This window comes from Prolixibacter sp. NT017, assembly GCF_009617875.1.
GTDB lineage: Bacteria > Bacteroidota > Bacteroidia > Bacteroidales > Prolixibacteraceae > Prolixibacter.
The window spans coordinates 4759805-4776520 of sequence record NZ_BLAV01000001.1 but is presented as its reverse complement, the minus strand read 5'-3'; the positions used below and the strand labels follow the sequence as shown (position 1 = coordinate 4776520).

The 16716-nt window shown below is 46.2% G+C and carries 14 protein-coding genes; 2 read left to right on the top strand and 12 right to left on the bottom strand.

Annotated elements, in window-relative coordinates:
• Positions 1–27 precede the first annotated feature (27 nt).
• Both GJU87_RS19835 and dprA read right to left on the bottom strand, forming a co-directional pair.
• Positions 28–183 (bottom strand): hypothetical protein, encoded by a 156-nt coding sequence (locus GJU87_RS19835; protein ID WP_153641065.1) that lies wholly within the window; start codon positions 181–183, stop codon positions 28–30.
• A gap of 336 nt (positions 184–519) precedes the next feature.
• Complete coding sequence (gene dprA / locus GJU87_RS19830; RefSeq protein WP_228492059.1) at positions 520–1650, bottom strand: DNA-processing protein DprA; 1131 nt, start codon at positions 1648–1650, stop codon at positions 520–522.
• 286 nt (positions 1651–1936) lie between these two features.
• Here dprA and GJU87_RS19825 point away from each other — a divergent pair, with 286 nt between their 5' ends.
• A complete protein-coding gene (locus tag GJU87_RS19825; protein ID WP_153641064.1) occupies positions 1937–2512 on the top strand; it encodes a helix-turn-helix domain-containing protein in 576 nt (191 codons plus the stop codon).
• Between the two features lie 12 nt (positions 2513–2524).
• The gene (locus GJU87_RS19820; protein WP_153641063.1) at positions 2525–4177 is read left to right on the top strand and encodes an AMP-binding protein; all 1653 of its coding nucleotides are present in this window, start codon (positions 2525–2527) and stop codon (positions 4175–4177) included.
• A gap of 63 nt (positions 4178–4240) precedes the next feature.
• Here the strand turns inward: GJU87_RS19820 and glgP are convergent, their stop codons facing one another.
• From glgP to GJU87_RS19770, 10 genes are all read right to left on the bottom strand, one after another.
• Positions 4241–6832 carry an alpha-glucan family phosphorylase gene (glgP, locus tag GJU87_RS19815; protein WP_153641062.1) on the bottom strand — a complete coding sequence of 864 codons (2592 nt, stop codon included), beginning with the start codon at positions 6830–6832 and terminating at the stop codon, positions 4241–4243.
• Positions 6833–7003: 171 nt separating this feature from the next.
• Positions 7004–8395 carry a glycoside hydrolase family 57 protein gene (locus GJU87_RS19810; RefSeq protein ID WP_153641061.1) on the bottom strand — a complete coding sequence of 464 codons (1392 nt, stop codon included), beginning with the start codon at positions 8393–8395 and terminating at the stop codon, positions 7004–7006.
• Positions 8396–8407: 12 nt separating this feature from the next.
• A complete protein-coding gene (locus GJU87_RS19805) occupies positions 8408–9721 on the bottom strand; it encodes a glycosyltransferase (RefSeq protein ID WP_153641060.1) in 1314 nt (437 codons plus the stop codon).
• Between the two features lie 35 nt (positions 9722–9756).
• A complete protein-coding gene (locus GJU87_RS19800) occupies positions 9757–11700 on the bottom strand; it encodes an amylo-alpha-1,6-glucosidase (RefSeq protein ID WP_153641059.1) in 1944 nt (647 codons plus the stop codon).
• Positions 11701–11809: 109 nt separating this feature from the next.
• Positions 11810–12805, bottom strand: coding sequence for a GSCFA domain-containing protein (locus GJU87_RS19795; protein ID WP_153641058.1), 996 nt, complete (start codon positions 12803–12805; stop codon positions 11810–11812).
• Complete coding sequence (locus GJU87_RS19790) at positions 12802–13632, bottom strand: alpha/beta hydrolase (RefSeq protein ID WP_153641057.1); 831 nt, start codon at positions 13630–13632, stop codon at positions 12802–12804. The genes GJU87_RS19795 and GJU87_RS19790 overlap by 4 nt, the downstream gene beginning before the upstream one ends.
• Positions 13633–13695: 63 nt before the next feature.
• Positions 13696–14625 carry a tRNA epoxyqueuosine(34) reductase QueG gene (gene queG, locus GJU87_RS19785; RefSeq protein WP_153641056.1) on the bottom strand — a complete coding sequence of 310 codons (930 nt, stop codon included), beginning with the start codon at positions 14623–14625 and terminating at the stop codon, positions 13696–13698.
• 62 nt (positions 14626–14687) lie between these two features.
• Entirely contained in the window at positions 14688–14993 is a 306-nt protein-coding gene (locus GJU87_RS19780; RefSeq protein ID WP_106541268.1) for an iron-sulfur cluster assembly protein, read from the bottom strand.
• A gap of 3 nt (positions 14994–14996) precedes the next feature.
• The gene (locus tag GJU87_RS19775) at positions 14997–15428 is read right to left on the bottom strand and encodes a SufE family protein (protein ID WP_153641055.1); all 432 of its coding nucleotides are present in this window, start codon (positions 15426–15428) and stop codon (positions 14997–14999) included.
• Between the two features lie 51 nt (positions 15429–15479).
• A complete protein-coding gene (locus tag GJU87_RS19770; RefSeq protein ID WP_153641054.1) occupies positions 15480–16697 on the bottom strand; it encodes a cysteine desulfurase in 1218 nt (405 codons plus the stop codon).
• Between the last annotated feature and the right edge of the window lie 19 nt (positions 16698–16716).

The window sequence follows — 16716 nt, the reverse complement described above, 5'->3', positions numbered from 1 at the left end:
AAAAATACACTTTCCCAACGAATTGCCTCAACACATTGTTTGTCGTTTAACAGGAAGAACCGATTTGATGATATTCTCTGCTGAATAAGGGCCAATCACCATCCGCGAAAGGTTCTCTTCACGAAAAGTAGAACCACCGCATTTCGCGATTCGTTCCCGCCACAATGCAACAAGTAACCGCATTTGGCGACGACGTCTTTTTTCCTTGCGGGAAGCTTCTGCCGATGGCAGATGGCTTTTGTCCGGACACCGGGAGCAAACTACATTTTGTAGTTCCTTGCCGAAACGACACGAGGGGAAACTACAATTTGTATTTCCTTCCCAACACAACGCGGGAGTAAACTACATTTTGTAGTTCGTTCTCTTCACGATACAGGAAGTAACTACATTTTGTAGTTCGTTGCCGGAAGGATGCGAGAGAAAACTACATTTCGTATTTTCTTCCCGGCACAACGCGGGAGCACACTACATTTTGTAGTCCTGCCGGAAAACCAGGCGCAACCATAATCATCAACCAATTTACAGCAGCTTAAATACCTTACCGGGAAGTCCTTTCACCAGGCCGGCAAACTCGAGGTTGAGCAACAGCGGAGATACTTTGTTCATCGGCATACCACTTTTGATACAGAGGATATCGATGGCCAGCGGCCCTTCTTCCTCCAGGATGGTAATCACCACTCTTTCATCTTCCGATAAATCGGAAAACAGGCGCGGCTGAACGGCATCGGGTCGGCCCTTTGCGGGCTCCCAGTTCATGATGTATTCCAAATCAGCTACCGACTCGATGAGCGCAGCCCGGTTTGATTTGATAAGGAAGTTACACCCTTCGGAAAACGCATCTCCCTTCCTTCCGGGAAAAGCAAACACGTCGCGGTTATAGGAATTGGCAATTTCAGCTGTTACCAATGCACCACCTTTGTGCGCCGATTCAATCACCAACGTGGCATCGGCCAGTCCGGCAATAATCCGGTTACGACGAATAAAATGCTTCCGGTCGATGGTCGAACCACTCATAAAATCGGTCACCAGGCCTCCCTGATGATTCACCATTTCGCGTGCTGTTCCGGCATGTAACTGAGGATATAGCTTATCGAGACCGTGGGCCAGCACACCAACAGTAGGCAACCCATTTTTTAATGCTGCCCGGTGCGCCCGGATATCGATACCATAAGCCAATCCACTAACCACCATAACCCGGTAATTGCGATTTCCTAAATCATTCAGCATCTCATCCACCATCTGGTATCCGTAATCCGTTGCACTGCGCGTTCCCACAATGCTAATGATTTTCGTCGCATTTAAATCAGGTTCACCTTTCACGTACAACATCACCGGTGCGTCGCTGCAGGCTTTTAAACGCTCGGGGTATTCCTTATCGAGATAAAACAGGGGTCGAATTTGATTCTTTTCGATGAATTTCAACTCTTTTTCAGCCCGCTTCAACACATCGCTTTTCGCAATATTCCGGGCTAAAACGGTACCGATTCCCGGAATCTCGCGCAGCTCCTTCTCGGAGGTGTGAAATACTTCCCGGATACCCCCGGTATAGGCCACCAGGTTCCGTGCTGTGATGCATCCCACGAGAGGAATTAATGAAATGCCAATTTGATATAGCCGGTCGTCAGTCATGGTTCGGAAAAATGATACCATAAGTTACTAAAATCGCCGGTAATTCAGATCTTTCAAGTCATAAACAATCAAAAGCTAAGAAAGCCCATTCGTACAGTAACAGGCTGTCACTTCGACGCTAACTGGCTAAACATAACATGATTAAAATCAATATAAATTAACAAAATCAGGCTCTTTAATGGTGAAAATACCGTCAATCTACCACAAATTCCGTTAACTTTTCGCGCTGAATTAAGCTGTCTTAACTACCGACAGAATACAACGTATTAATTCGGCTTACTTCCGAAACCAAAAAAATCAAAAGCATATGACCAAAGGAAAAAGTGTCGGAGAACGCATCGGCAATATCCGGCAGCTGAAAGACATTTCGAGGGAAGAGCTGGCCGACAGGTGTCAGTTTACACTCGAAGTTTTGACAAAAATTGAAGAGGATGCGGTCATTCCTTCCCTGGGACATCTCATTAAAATTTCCAGGGTACTGGGAGTTCGTTTAGGTACTTTCCTTGACGATGCAGATCAACTTGGCCCGGTTATTTCCCGCAAGGGTGTTAATAAACCGAGCGCCAGTTTCTCCAATAAAAACAGTGAAGCAAGGGTTAATCTCGATTTTCATGCGTTGGCCAGCGACAAATCGGGCCGGCACATGGAGCCCCTCATCGTGCAGATCAAACCATCGGAGCGAAAAGACTATTTGCTTTCGTCGCACGAGGGCGAGGAATTCATTTACGTTCTGGAAGGTGAAATTGAAGTGACCTACGGAAAAGAAAACCACAAACTGGCAGTTGGCGACAGCATTTATTACGATTCGGTTGTGGAGCATCACATCCACACCCATGCCGATGAGCCCGCCACCATTCTCGCCGTTGTTTATGCACCTTATTAAAAGCGGCTTCTCATGGAATTACTTGATATTACATTAGGCGAGCAACTGGAATATTGGGCGAAAAAAACGCCTGACCACGAATTCATGGTTTATCCCGATCGCAATTTGCGTTTTACCTACCGGGAATTCGATGAGCGGGTCAACAACCTGGCAAAAGGTCTCCAGTACATTGGAATGGGCCCCGGAGACAAGCTGGGAATCTGGGCCAACAACGTTCCCGATTGGATGACCTTCATGTTCGCGACCGCTAAGATTGGTGTTGTACTTGTTACTATCAACACCAATTACAAATTGCACGAACTGGAGTACCTCATTAAAAACTCCGACCTGCAAACACTCTGCATCATCAATGGTTTCCGCGACAGCGACTATGTAAAAATGGTCAACGAACTGGTACCGGAACTGAAAGAGTGTGAACGCGGCTACCTGGAAAGCGAGAAGTTTCCGTTTTTGAAAAATATCATCTTCATCGGGCCGGAAAAACACCGCGGGATGTATAACACCGCCGAATTGATTTTGCTGGGTAGTCAACTGGATGATGATCTGCTGAATTCGACCAAAAAGATGGTCTCCCCGCACGATGTAGTGAACATGCAATACACATCCGGAACGACTGGTTTCCCAAAAGGAGTCATGCTGTCGCATCACAACATCCTGAATAACGGCTATAGCACCGGCGAATGCATGAATTACACACAAGACGACCGTTTATGCGTCTGTGTGCCGCTGTTCCATTGTTTTGGCTGTGTACTGGCCGTGTGTGCCGTTATCTCACATGGAGCCACCATGGTAATGGTAGAAAACTTCGACCCGTTGATGGTTTTAGCTTCGGTACATAAAGAACGTTGTACGGCACTTTATGGTGTGCCGACCATGTTCATTGCCGAACTCAACCACCCGATGTTCGAGATGTTCGACCTTTCATCGTTACGTACCGGAATCATGGCCGGAGCACCTTGCCCCATCGACACGATGAACCAGGTGATGGAGAAGATGTACATGAAAGAAATCATCATCGTGTACGGACTGACTGAGTCGTCGCCGGGAATGACTGCCACACGGACCACTGATCCGCCGGAAATCCGATCGACAACCGTTGGTAAAGAGTTTCCTTTTGTCGATGTAAAAGTTGTAAATCCAGAAACCGGTGAGGAACTAAAACCCGGAGAACAAGGAGAACTTTGTTGCAAAGGCTACAACGTCATGAAAGGTTACTACAAGAATCCGGAAGCAACTGCCAAAGCCATCGACAAGGACGGTTGGTTGCATTCGGGCGATCTGGGCGTGAAGGATGAAAAAGGTTATTTCCGGGTAACCGGACGAATAAAAGACATGATTATTCGTGGTGGCGAAAACATCTATCCACGCGAAATAGAAAACTTCCTTTACGAGATGCCGGGAATTCAATCTGTTGAAATTGCTGGTGTTCCCAGTCCGAAATACGGCGAACAAATCGGAGCATTCATCAAACTGAAAGAAGATGCAGCGTTAACCGCGGAAGACGTGCAGGATTATTGTCGTGGACAAATTGCCCGGTACAAAATTCCGAAGTACATCTTTTTTGTGGATGAATACCCCATGACAGCCAGCGGAAAAATACAGAAATACAAACTCAGCGAACTCAGTATCGAGCTGCTGAAAGAGCAAGGCGTCGAGCCCGTATAAGAATACTCAGAAAAAAAGGCCTCCAGAATTCGGGAGGCCTTTTCATTTATTATAGCATCGCTTTTAAATCCATTTCAGGTAACGGAAATCCTGCCGATGCGGCAGGTTCTCATTCTTCGGGTAGACCCGCAAACCGTAGTTAAAGGTTCCCGATTGCTTCAGATTGAGATCCAATTGGTAATGCGTCATTCCGTTTTCTGTTTTCACCGGAGTAAACTCCTGCTTCTGTATAAATTCAACAGGTTCATCCGACGTAACCACAATCATCTCCACGCCAACTTCCTCGGGTGTCAATCCTTTCAAATCGAGCACCACTTTAGACGGATAGTCCTGTCCCATTTTATAGGAATTCGTAATGCCGTCGGCCAGCTGTACACTCACCAGCTCGATATCGTTCCAAACATTGGAAATTTTCGATTTCCACTCCGCCATCTCGCGGGCATGCTTGTAATCTTCCGCAATGATATCCTTTGAGCGGTCGGCTTGCTTGATATAGAAACGGTCGAAATAGTCGCGCATCATCCGGCGTGTGGTAAAGTAAGGCGCCACTTCAGCAAATGTATTTTTGATGAAATCGACCCAAAGAACCGGTACTCCTTTTTCGTTCCGGTAGTAATAGGCCGGAATGATCTCGTTTTCCAGGGTACTGTAAATGCTTTCCGCATCCAGTTCATCCTGCAGATCCTGAATATCGAACGAGCGTTCTTCCGGAAGGGCCCATCCGGCGTCCTTCTTGTAACCTTCGACCCACCAGCCGTCAAGAACCGAGAAGTGCAAAGTACCGTTCATTACCCCTTTTTCACCTGAGGTACCGGAAGCTTCCAGCGGGCGCGTCGGGGTGTTCATCCAAACATCGCAACCCTGCACCATAATTTTGGCGAGGTTCATGTCGTAATTCTGGATGAACAAAATCTTCCCGATAAATTCCGGCCGCTTGGAGATCTCCATGATGTAACGGATCAAATCTTGTCCTTCTTTGTCGGCAGGGTGTGCTTTACCAGCGAAAATAAACTGCACCGGGCGCTCCGGGTTGTTCACAATCTTATTCAGCCGGTCGAGATTCCGGAAAATAAGGTGCGCTCGCTTATAGGTGGCAAAACGCCGGGCAAAACCGATTGTCAGCGCATTGGGATTCAACTTCGACAATGCCTCGGCAATGAACTTCGGATTTTCGTTTCGCTGAATATGAATATCGGTAAAACGTTCCTTGATGTATTCAATCAACCGGGCACGCAGCTTCGATTTCGTATTCCAGATAACGCCATCCTCCACCTTATATATATTCTTCCAGGCACGGGCTTCCGAATCTTCATCATAATCGTGAATATCTTCCGGCAGCTCTTCTTTCAGAAATTTATCGTGGATTCTTCTCCATTCCGGCGCCACCCATGTCGGATAGTGCACTCCGTTGGTCACATAACCAACATTTTCCAACTCTTCCGGAAGGAAACCTTTATAAAGCTCGACCAACAGTTCCTGGCTAACCCGTCCGTGCAAACGACTTACACCGTTGATACGTTCGGACAAATTAGCCGCGAGAAAGCTCATGTTGAAATGGTCTTCGTGCATGTGCGATTTTCCCAACATCTGGAATTCTTCCCACGAAATCCCCAACCGATCGGTGAATTTCTCCATATAGGCTCGGAACAAATCGTCGTGGAAGGCGTCGTGTCCGGCCGGAACCGGTGTATGAGTCGTGAAGAGGTTTGACGCGCGAACAGCTTCTTTGGCTTCAGCAAAAGTAAGATTGGCTTTCTGCTGCAGCTTCCACATCCGCTCCAAACCGATGAAGGCAGCATGACCTTCGTTGATGTGATAAATCTCTGCCGAAATGCCCATCTTTTCCAGTGCCCTGATACCACCTAACCCCAGTACCATTTCCTGTTTCAAACGATTTTCATTATCGCCGCCATACAAATGGTGAGTAATGAACCTATCCTGCTCCTGGTTCGCTTCCATGTCGGTATCGAGAAGATACAACTTCACGGCTCCCACATGTACAACCCAAACCTGAGCCAATACGGTCCGGCCCGGCATCTCGATGGTAATGGTCACCCAGTTGCCGTTGTCGTCCATCACCGGTTGCACCGGAATATGGGTAAAATGCTCGGCATCGTAATGCGCCACCTGCTCGCCATTTGCCGAGATGGTCTGTTTGAAATAACCAAAACGGTACAACAAACCAACCGCTACCATATCGACTTTTGAGTCACTGGCTTCTTTCAGGTAATCGCCGGCCAGAATTCCCAATCCACCGGAATAAATTTTCAGGCTCGAATGCAAGCCATACTCCATACTAAAGTAGGCCACCTTCGGTCCCAACAACTCTTTCCGCTCTTTGAGATATTGATGTAAACGGGCTTCTACTTCGCGCATGCGCAGAATAAAAGCTTCATCTGCTTCCAGCTCATCATAACGCTCAAAGCTTGTTTCTTCCAGAAGCAATATCGGGTTGTGTGCTGTTTGTTCCCAGATTTCAGGATCGATCTCCTCAAAAAGCTTCCTCGCATCGTCATTCCAACTCCACCACAAATTCTTTGCGATTTCGCGAAGAGGTTTCAGACGCTCAGGAACATTTGACTCGACTATTATTTTTTTCCAGGTTGGTTCAGGGTTCTCAGGTAGTTTAACAAATCTCACTCCTTGTCTTTCCATGATTCGTATGCATTTAACTCTCCTTCTGCAAGAGTTCGGTTAATAATGGGTCAACTACTTTCACACGGCAATTTGCATGCAATTTAGCCAATACAAATTACCTGTACGTTAAATTACTAGAACATAGGTTTGAATAGTGAGTCTGGTCAAAAAGCAGGTTGAACTATTTTGTCAATTACTCTTACTTTTCGTTTTACTCTTTGCCGTTGCTTTTTTTGTCGTTTTCTTCTTTTCCACCTTAGGCAAGGTAGCACCTTTGGCTTCTTTCAATTTCTTTTTCAGATTTCTCAATTCTTCTTCGGCTTTTGTCAAGCGGTCTTCCTTTTCGTCAATGACTTCCTTCAGAGCCGCAATTTCGCGGTCGATCTCCGATTCAGGAACTAACGCGTTCAGTCGAATCCTGAAGTCGCTCAGCACATTCATGTAGTTAATGAACGCTTCGTACGGACTGCTGTAGGGATTGAAGTACATATGCACCTCTCCGTCGGAAAAGAACTTGGTACACATGTAATACATATGGTCGCTAATTTGCAGGTAGTTCCAGTCTTTAATCATAACCGGATCGGTACACCGCAACATCCGGTCCTTCAAATCATACAATTTACCAAAAGCTTCTTCCTGCAACTCATTTCCGAGCCAGGCAGAAAGATCTCTCTCTTCGTCCGCCCAGGAAATCGGATGCGGAACATGCACTGCCGAAATGGGCTGGTACTTATCAACAATTTCTGAAGGAGTATCAAAAGTAAATTCTCCACTATTTAATGCAACCTCCGGAAAGTTCTTCAGAAAATCGAATATGCCTGAATCTTTTGTCTGATGTTCGCCAAATGTTTCGTAATCCATGAACAGGTTGATCATCTCTTCATTCTTATCGAGCGCATTCATCCAGTTCACGAATTTCTCAGCGGTCAGTGGGTATTCATTCCAGCCTTTATTCGAGAAGCGGAAAGAGATATCGTCACTGAGTTTGTAGTTCCGCATCAGCACCTTCAGCCGCGGGTTAAGAGCATTACAATAGAGGAAATTAGGACTTTTCCAGCCCAAAACGTGTTTTGCTCCTTCGGTGAGCATGGCTTTGAAACCCATTTTATACACCTTATCCCCAATATCATCGGAATAAATCATCTCGGTATTCCGGAAAACGGTAGGACGCTGACCGAAATAAGCTTCAATTTTATCATCGTGCTCCTTCACCTGCCTGTCGAAAGACTCACCATCGAATAATGAAACAAGCGAGTGAGAGTAGGTCTCGGACAGAAATTCCACATAACCGGTATCGGCCAGTTCCTGAAACGAGTGCAAGACTTCGGGCGCATACAGTTCAAATTGCTCCAGCGCGATACCTGAGATTGAAAGGGCTATCTTAAATTTTCCTTTGTGCTTCTTAAGCTGCTCCAGCAACACTTTGTTAGCCGGCAAATAACAATTGTTTGCCACCTTTCTCAGAATGGTTTCGTTGGCATAATCATCATAGTAGTAATGGTCGTTACCAATATCAAAGAAGCGGTATTTCCGGTAACGAAATGGCTGATGAATCTGAAAATACAAACAAACGGATTTCATATGGCTAACTTTTTACGCGTTACTGTTACTGGTTGACTGTCCTAAAGCAGATAAATACACCTGGCGCACATGCGCTGCTGAATGGCGCCACTGCAGGTGGTCTACTTCAATCCGGCCATGTTTCTTAAACATCTTAGGTAAAGCAGGATACTTTAATATCGAATAGATGGCATCGGCCATGGCGTTAATATCCCAAAAATCGACTTTAATGGCGTGTGTCAGAATTTCGGCTACTCCCGATTGCTTGGAGATGATCACCGGAACGTCGGACATCATCGCTTCGAGCGGGGAAATTCCAAATGGTTCGGATACAGAGGGCATCACATACACATCACTGAGACGGAACATATCAAATACGTCATCTCCTTTTAAAAAGCCTGTAAAATGGAAGCGGTCGGTTATTCCCAACTGGGCCGAACGTTTTATCATCTTGTTCATCATATCGCCGGAACCCGCCATCACAAAACGGACATTGTCCATCCGCCTCAAAACCTGGTGAGCTGCTTCGATAAAATATTCCGGCCCTTTCTGCATCGTAATTCGCCCGAGAAACGTCACAATCTTCTCGTCCACCCCTTTGTTTATCCCGAGTCTTGGTTTGCGTTCAACCGGCTCAACAGCGTTGTAAACCGTCACAACTTTGGCCGGATCGATACCATACTTATCGATAACAATATTCCGGGTCAGGTTACTCACGGTAATCACCTTATCGGCAGCCTCCATACCTTCGCGCTCGATAGCATACACACTAGGGTTAACACTTCCGCCCGAACGGTCGAAATCGGTAGCATGCACATGCACAACCAACGGCTTTCCACTGGCTTTTTTGGCAGCAATTCCGGCAGGATAGGCCAACCAATCATGCGCATGAATCAGGTCGAATTCATTTTCCTGGGCAATCACATCTGCCACAAGTGCATAACGGGCTATTTCCTGCAATAAATCGGCGCCGTATTTTCCTGTAAAAGGTAATCGTCCTTCCGAGTCGGTCTGAATGAAACGCGATCGTGAACTAACTTTTTGCTGTGTCAGTTTATAAAACTCTTCCGGCCCGACATAAGGAATCAGGGATGAATCTACTTCAAAATAATCGACCTTTTTCTGCAGATCCTCAAACTTCACTTGCTTTCGTGTAATCGGCACGTCGCTGGCACCAATAATATTATCCACAGCCGATCGATCTTCGTCACCGTAAGCTTTGGGAACAACAAAGAGAACATTCACATCATCATAATGGGCCAATCCCCTGGTGAGTCCGTAACTGGCAGTCCCGAGGCCACCACTGATATGGGGAGGGAATTCCCATCCAAACATTAATACTTTCATTCAGCTCTTCGATTTAAGGGGTTTTCTAACTGACATTACTCTTCATAGTTATCAAGAAACGAAATGGCCGACAATATGGAGCCCACATTCCATGCCTGGGAAACAGCGCCACGGGCCTCGTGGGGCGGGTTTCCGTCATACATCTCGGAAAGTGTTCCAATACAATGTTCTGTCATTTCTTCTTCAAAGGACTCCATAACGTTTTTCACGAATGACATCCCCCCCATCTTATGAATTCCTATATACGCTTTAACAAAAGGCCCGATAAAAAACGGATAAACAGTTCCCTGGTGCATCGCCAGTGACCGGGCACTCAAATCGCCGTCACATATTCCCAAATATTCCTGATTTTTCGGTGATAACGATCGCAACCCACTGGTGGTAAGCAACTCATTCTTCACGCGGCTGATAACGGCTTTTTTCTGCTCCCGCGACAAAGGAGAATATGAAAGCCAGGCAGCAAAAAGCATGTTGGGACGCACTGACCAATCTTTGTAATCGCCATCGACATAATCGGCCAGGTATTCTTCCTCATCGCACCAGAATGTTTCCTGAAACGAGGCGGCGATTTTTTCCGATATATCTTTCCACTCCTCAACAAAAGCATGATCACCCGCAATTTCGGCCAACTCCAGAGCATAAGAAACCGCGTTGTACCAAAGTGCGTTGATTTCAACAGCCAAACCACCTCTCGGTGTAACCGGCTTTCCTTCCACGTAAGCATCCATCCATGTCAGCGCAACATTCTCTGCTTTCGCGTGAATCAAGCCGTTATCCTGCATATGGATATTGAATCGTGTGCCTTTCCGGTAGTTGGCCAGTATCTTCTTCATGGTCGGACCATACTTTTCCCAGAGCTCTTTCTTCTCTACGTAATCATTCAATTCCTGCACACTGACGAAGAACAGCAACGGTGCATCAGCTGCGTCGTAATCACTTTCACCGGCACCAACATATTTTGGGAAAAGGCCGTCCTTTAACCGCTTGGTATGCGTTTTCAGAATCGACTCATACGTTTTCAGGTTTCCCTGGCGCAGTAAAATCCCGTTAATCGCCAGAAAAGTCTGCCGCGGAATCGACTCATACCATGGATAGCCGGCGATAATATCATCACCGTCATTGCGCATGCAAAGAAACTGCTGGGCAGAATTGAGCAACGAGTTGGAAAACGAATCGCGAGGCGTTCTCTTTTTCGTTTCGTTGGTAAACCGACGCTTAAATCCGCTCGGCTTTTCTTCGGCTGTCGACGCCGAGAAAACAATGGATTCTCCTTTCTCAATCGGAAGTTCAAAATATCCCGGCACAAAGAGGTCTTCATGAAACTCGTAACCTCTTTTTTGCTCCTTCATGTATTCGATATTGAAATACCAATCCGGCACAGGAACAAAATCGACTTCTTTCGAAAACTGCATGTGCAGAAAAGGATACCCTTCGTACAAGCGCATTTTAATTCCATTCTCAACCGGAACAAAACGGGTATTTGCAAACATGTTGGCTTTACTCAGTGTATGAACATTTCGAAAAGCCAGAAATGGTTTGAACCGGAGCTTTGTCGGACTATGAGCATCTTCCAGCGTGTATCGGATCAGAAGCTGTTCTTCCTTTTCTACCAAAATCCGCTCACGCGAAAGAATGACACCACCAACGCGGTAAGTGAGCTTTGAAATTTTATTGAATTCAATATCGCGAAGATATTTGTGTCCGCGGGGCTCGTAATGGTCGCCCGGGAACTTGTGTATTCCCAGATTAAATTCTGCGTCATGCTGAATCACTGTTTCATCCAACGACGAAAGAAGCACATGTCTTCCCCCGTCCAGCTCGTTCAACTGAGTAACGAGCAGACCATGATACTTACGGGTGTTGCACCCCGCAAGAGTAGAAGATGAATAACTTCCCGCACGGTTGGTGCGAAGAAATTCACGCTGCAGTGAATATTCCAGATTGACTAACTGCTGTTTATCAAATTTCAGATAGCTCATAGGTGCAGAATTAATTTTAATGCGCTTCAACGATTAATTTCCAAAAAATCGCAATAGGAATGAATTTAAAATACAGAAAAATTTAGGCAATTGGCACCTCTGTAAAAATTTATTCCTTCAGTTTTCGAAGAAAATACTCCAAAATATCTTGAATGTTAAGGAACGGGTATTGTTTCATCAATTTATCAGCCTGTGTTAACTGATTGTCAAGGAATAAGCGGTAGTCTTTCCCATGTTCATCGAAGGGCCGGTGTTCGGTCGCTCGTCGCAGTTTTTCTACTCTGTTCATGATGCTCAAACTATCTCTTGTTATTAGAACATCCGAAAAGCGCTCCCAGATATAATCGACAGCGGTGTCGCTCAGGTGAATCATGTCAGGGGCGTAAAACCGGTAGTCCCGCAATTCGTCCATCACAATTTCATACGATGGGAAATAAGCTATTCGCCCCTTTTCAAACCGATTCAACAAGGTCTCGATTACTAGAAACAACACCGATTTACTGATTTGGTTTTCGTGAGCCCCATCTTTCCAGTGACGTATCGGACTTACGGTAAAAATAACCTGCAAACCAGGATTCATCTCCCACAACCGGGTTAGCAAAGTCTCCCACCGGTTGACAGTTTCATCTACATTTAAGCGGTATCTGTGAAACTGCTTCGCCGGCTGCTTGTGACAATTCGACACTACTTTTCGAGCGTCACGGTTTTCGTACACCCAGGCTGTACCGAAAGTGATAAAAAGAAAACCCGCCTGGCTAAGTTGCTCTGCCCCAAATGTTACGCGTTTGTTAATTTCCTCGAGGCAGATTTTTTGATCCTGATGGGAAAAACGACTATGATGGTGATAGCTGTTCCATCGTCCGTTAGCAAAAAAGATATCTTCATCTTCAAATCTCTTTTGCTCCATTAGAATTTCCAGGCTATTCCCCACAGAAACCGGGTTGTATAAAATTCCGAACGGATTAACATCGACCGGAAAACAGCGGCTGGTGAGCTTTTCCCCAATATTTTCGGCAAAGCATGATCCCATCAGCACGATTTTTTCACGGTAGTCGAGCTTCTTCTTGTATTCCGGTAAATCTATTTTCGTCCTGAATCGGCTCATATATTCTGTTCTATCCAGTGAAAAATAAACTCCAGCACCTCATCCTGTCCTTCAAAATCGTGCAGTTGGTGACGCGCGCCGTGCCATCCGCGGTAGGTAATCCGATCGGCGGCATTATCGAATAGCTTCAAACCGGCATTGCTATCCATTATGGGATCATCCAGTCCCTGCATCAGCAGAACCGGTATATTCAACCGATAAGCATTTTCCAGCAACCATTCACCTTCGCGCTTGACTTCGCAAAACAGTCGGACAGAAATGCGGTTATGCAATAATTCATCTTTGCTACGCGAATCAGCTGATTCTTCATCTTCCGAGAAATCGCGTGAACGGAGTCCGGTTTTAAAGGTAAGACGGGGCGTCAGGCGATTGGCCAGACAAGCAGCTGCTGTCATAACAGCACCGGGTCTTTTCCGCAACGTTATCCATGGCGAAGTGATGATAGCCAGCTGTGGAACGGCAGCTCTGCGCAAACAGTAACTCAACGCCATGTTTCCACCCATGCTGTGGCCGAAAAGGATTACCGGGATGCCGGGGAATAATTCGCGGGTTTTTCGCACCAATAGCTCCACATCCTGCAAAAAATCGGTGTAATGACGAAGAATTCCTCTTTTTCCGCCCGATCGTCCGTGTCCCCGGTAATCGAATGCGACAGCAGCCAGATTCTTTTCGGGAAACTTACTCAGCCAATGATCATACCTGCGGCAATGATCGCCATGGCCATGGACCAGTGCCAGCACTGCTTTCGGATAAACATCCGGCGCCCAACTGACCGCATAGTAGTCCAGTCCGTCGAACGATTCCCATTTGTATTCCGCAAACTTCATTGGCACAAGGGTTCATCTTTGATTAACTAAATGTGCAAAAAAGTTCGCAGGAGTAAAACTTAATTAATCTAAAAAATCGATGTTACGACGAAGGCCTTTAAAACCGGCTCGTTTTACCGCCGATTTACGGAAGAGTTGATTGAAGTGTTCCCGGTCCAGCTCTTTCCATTCAGCGCGTGACATTTCGAGCAGTTCGGGCTTGGGTTTGAATGCTTCGACATTATGAGTAGCAGGAGTCCGGTTCCACGGACAAACATCCTGACAGATGTCGCAGCCATACATTCGGTCCTGCAGCTGGCCTTTAAAAGCTTCGGGAATTTCTTCGCGATTTTCAATCGTTAGGTAGGAGATGCATTTCCGGGCATCAATGGTATGAGGAGCCACAATGGCTTTGGTCGGACAGGCATCGATACAGCGGGTGCAAGAGCCGCAGAAATCAGTGTCAGCTGGTTTGTCATACGCCAGTTCCAAATCGATGATGAGTTCACCAATAAAAAAGAAAGAGCCATGCTTAGGCGAAATAAGATGGGAGTTCTTACCAATCCAGCCGAGTCCCGCCCGACGTGCCCACGCCCGATCCAGAACCGGCGCCGAATCGACAAATGGTCGTCCGGAACAAGGAGCAATCTCTTCCTGAATAAATCGCATCAGGCTTTTCAGTTTGTCTTTGATGACAAAGTGATAATCCGTTCCGTAAGCATATTTTGAAATTACCGGCGCATCTTCTACCTTTTGCGTTTCGCCCGGATAATAATTAAGAATAACCGAAACCACAGAACGGGCGCCTTCCACCAATTTTCCCGGGTCGAGACGTTTCTCCACATTTCGCTCCATGTAGCCCATCTGCCCGTTCATACCTTTTTCAAGCCATTGCAACAAACGGGCCTCCTCTTCCTCGAGATGTTCGACGGCTGCAATACCGCAATCAGTAAAACCGAGCCGTTTCGCTTCTTCTTTGATGCGCTCGCTGTATGTGGCTTTTTCCGTGTCCATTCGTTTCCGGGTACGATATTTTCTGACAAAAAAACCATCACAATATGTGATGGTTAAATATTTTACATGAAGCCGAGTTCGAGTCGCGCCTCTTCGGACATCATCGACTTATCCCACGGCGGGTCAAAAGTAATCTCCACCTTGCAATCTTCAACGCCGTCCACCTTTTTCGTCATGTATTCCACATCCGAAACAATCATGTCGGCGGCGGGACAATTCGGAGCCGTTAATGTCATTAGTACGTTGGCCGTGTTGTGTTCATCCACATCAACACTGTAAACCATGCCCAAATCGTATACATTGACCGGAATTTCCGGGTCGTAAACCTCTTTCAGGCTGGCAATTATTTTGTCAATTCTTTCATCCATTTCTTAACCCTCCTGTTGTGAAAGTTTTTCGTAGGCCAGAGCATAAAGTTTCATCTGTTTCACCATGGCCAGTAATCCATTTGAACGTGTAGGAGACAAATGTTGTTTCAATCCGATGTCATCGATAAAATGTAAATCGGCATCGATTATCTCCCTCGGTGAACGATTGGAAAGTACACGCAGCAACAAAGCCACCAGGCCTTTCACAATAATCGCGTCACTTTCTGCTTCAAACAGAATTTTATCACCGTCCTTTTCAGGATGAAGCCACACCCGTGACTGGCATCCCCGAATCAGGTTGTCATCAATCTTATATTTCGCATCAATGGGTTCCAGTTCATTCCCTAGTTCAATCAGGTAGGCGTACTTGTCCATCCAATCTTCGAACACCGAAAACTCCTCAACGATTTCCTGTTGTATATCTTCAATAGTCATAACGAAAAACTGCTTTGAATCAAAATCAAGGGAACAAACTTACGATAAAATTCAAAACATTCCCTTGATACGAATCAGGGCCTTGTACAGCGTCTCAACCTCTTCTTCTGTATTATAAAATGCAAACGAAGCCCGCGTCATTCCGGGTACGTCAAAATGATCCATGATCGGATCGGTGCACATGCGCCCGGTACGGACTGCTATGCCCAGTTGATCAAGAAGCGTACCTAAATCGAACGAGTGAATCCCATCAATCTCGAAAGAGATGACACCTACCTTATTTTCAGCTTCTCCGAAGAACCGAACACCTTCGATTGACTTCAGTTTCCCTGTCGCCAGTTTCAATAATTCTTGTTCACGAACTGCCAGATTGTCAACTCCGAGCGACTGAACATACTCTATAGCCGTTCCCAACGCAATAGCTCCGACGTAATTGGGCGTCCCGGGCTCAAATTTATAGGGCAGTTCATTAAAGGTCGTTCCGGAAAACTTCACCTCCGAAATCATCTCCCCACCGCCCATGAAAGGTGGCATTTGCTCCAGCCATTTCCGCTTTCCGTACAAAACGCCAATCCCGGTAGGGCCGTAAATTTTGTGACCGGAGAAAACGTAAAAGTCACAATCGAGCTTTTGTACATCCGGCGGATAATGGGCAATTCCCTGCGCCCCGTCGAGCAACACCGGGATATTTCGCTTATGTGAAATCTCGACAATCTTCTCAACCGGATTGATCGTCCCCAGTGTATTTGACACATGGTTCATCGCTACCAACTTGGTGCGCTCAGTTAGCAAACCATCCAGCTCTTCAATTTTCAGAACGCCTTTTTCGTCGAACGGTAATACTTTCAGTGTTGCTTTCTTCCGCTCGCAAAGCAATTGCCAGGGAACAATGTTCGCATGATGTTCCAGCTCAGAAACTACAATCTCGTCACCTTCCGAAACGAACGCTTCACCAAAAGAATAAGCAACGAGGTTGACCGATTCGGTCGTTCCATGCGTGAAAATAATCTCGCCCCGATCGCCTGCTTTGATATACTGCCGCACTGTTTCGCGAGCACCTTCGAAAGCTTCGGTTGTTTCGTTGGCCATAAAATGAGCCCCGCGATGAATATTGGCATTGGTCTTCAGGTAATATTCTTCCACCTTATCGAGAACAACCCGGGGTTTCTGCGTAGTAGCGGCATTGTCGAGATAGGCCAGTGGCTTTCCGTGAACCTGCTGGTCAAGGATGGGAAAATCCTTTCTAATTTTCCGGAAATCGAGACTCATAATGTGAATAAAATTATTG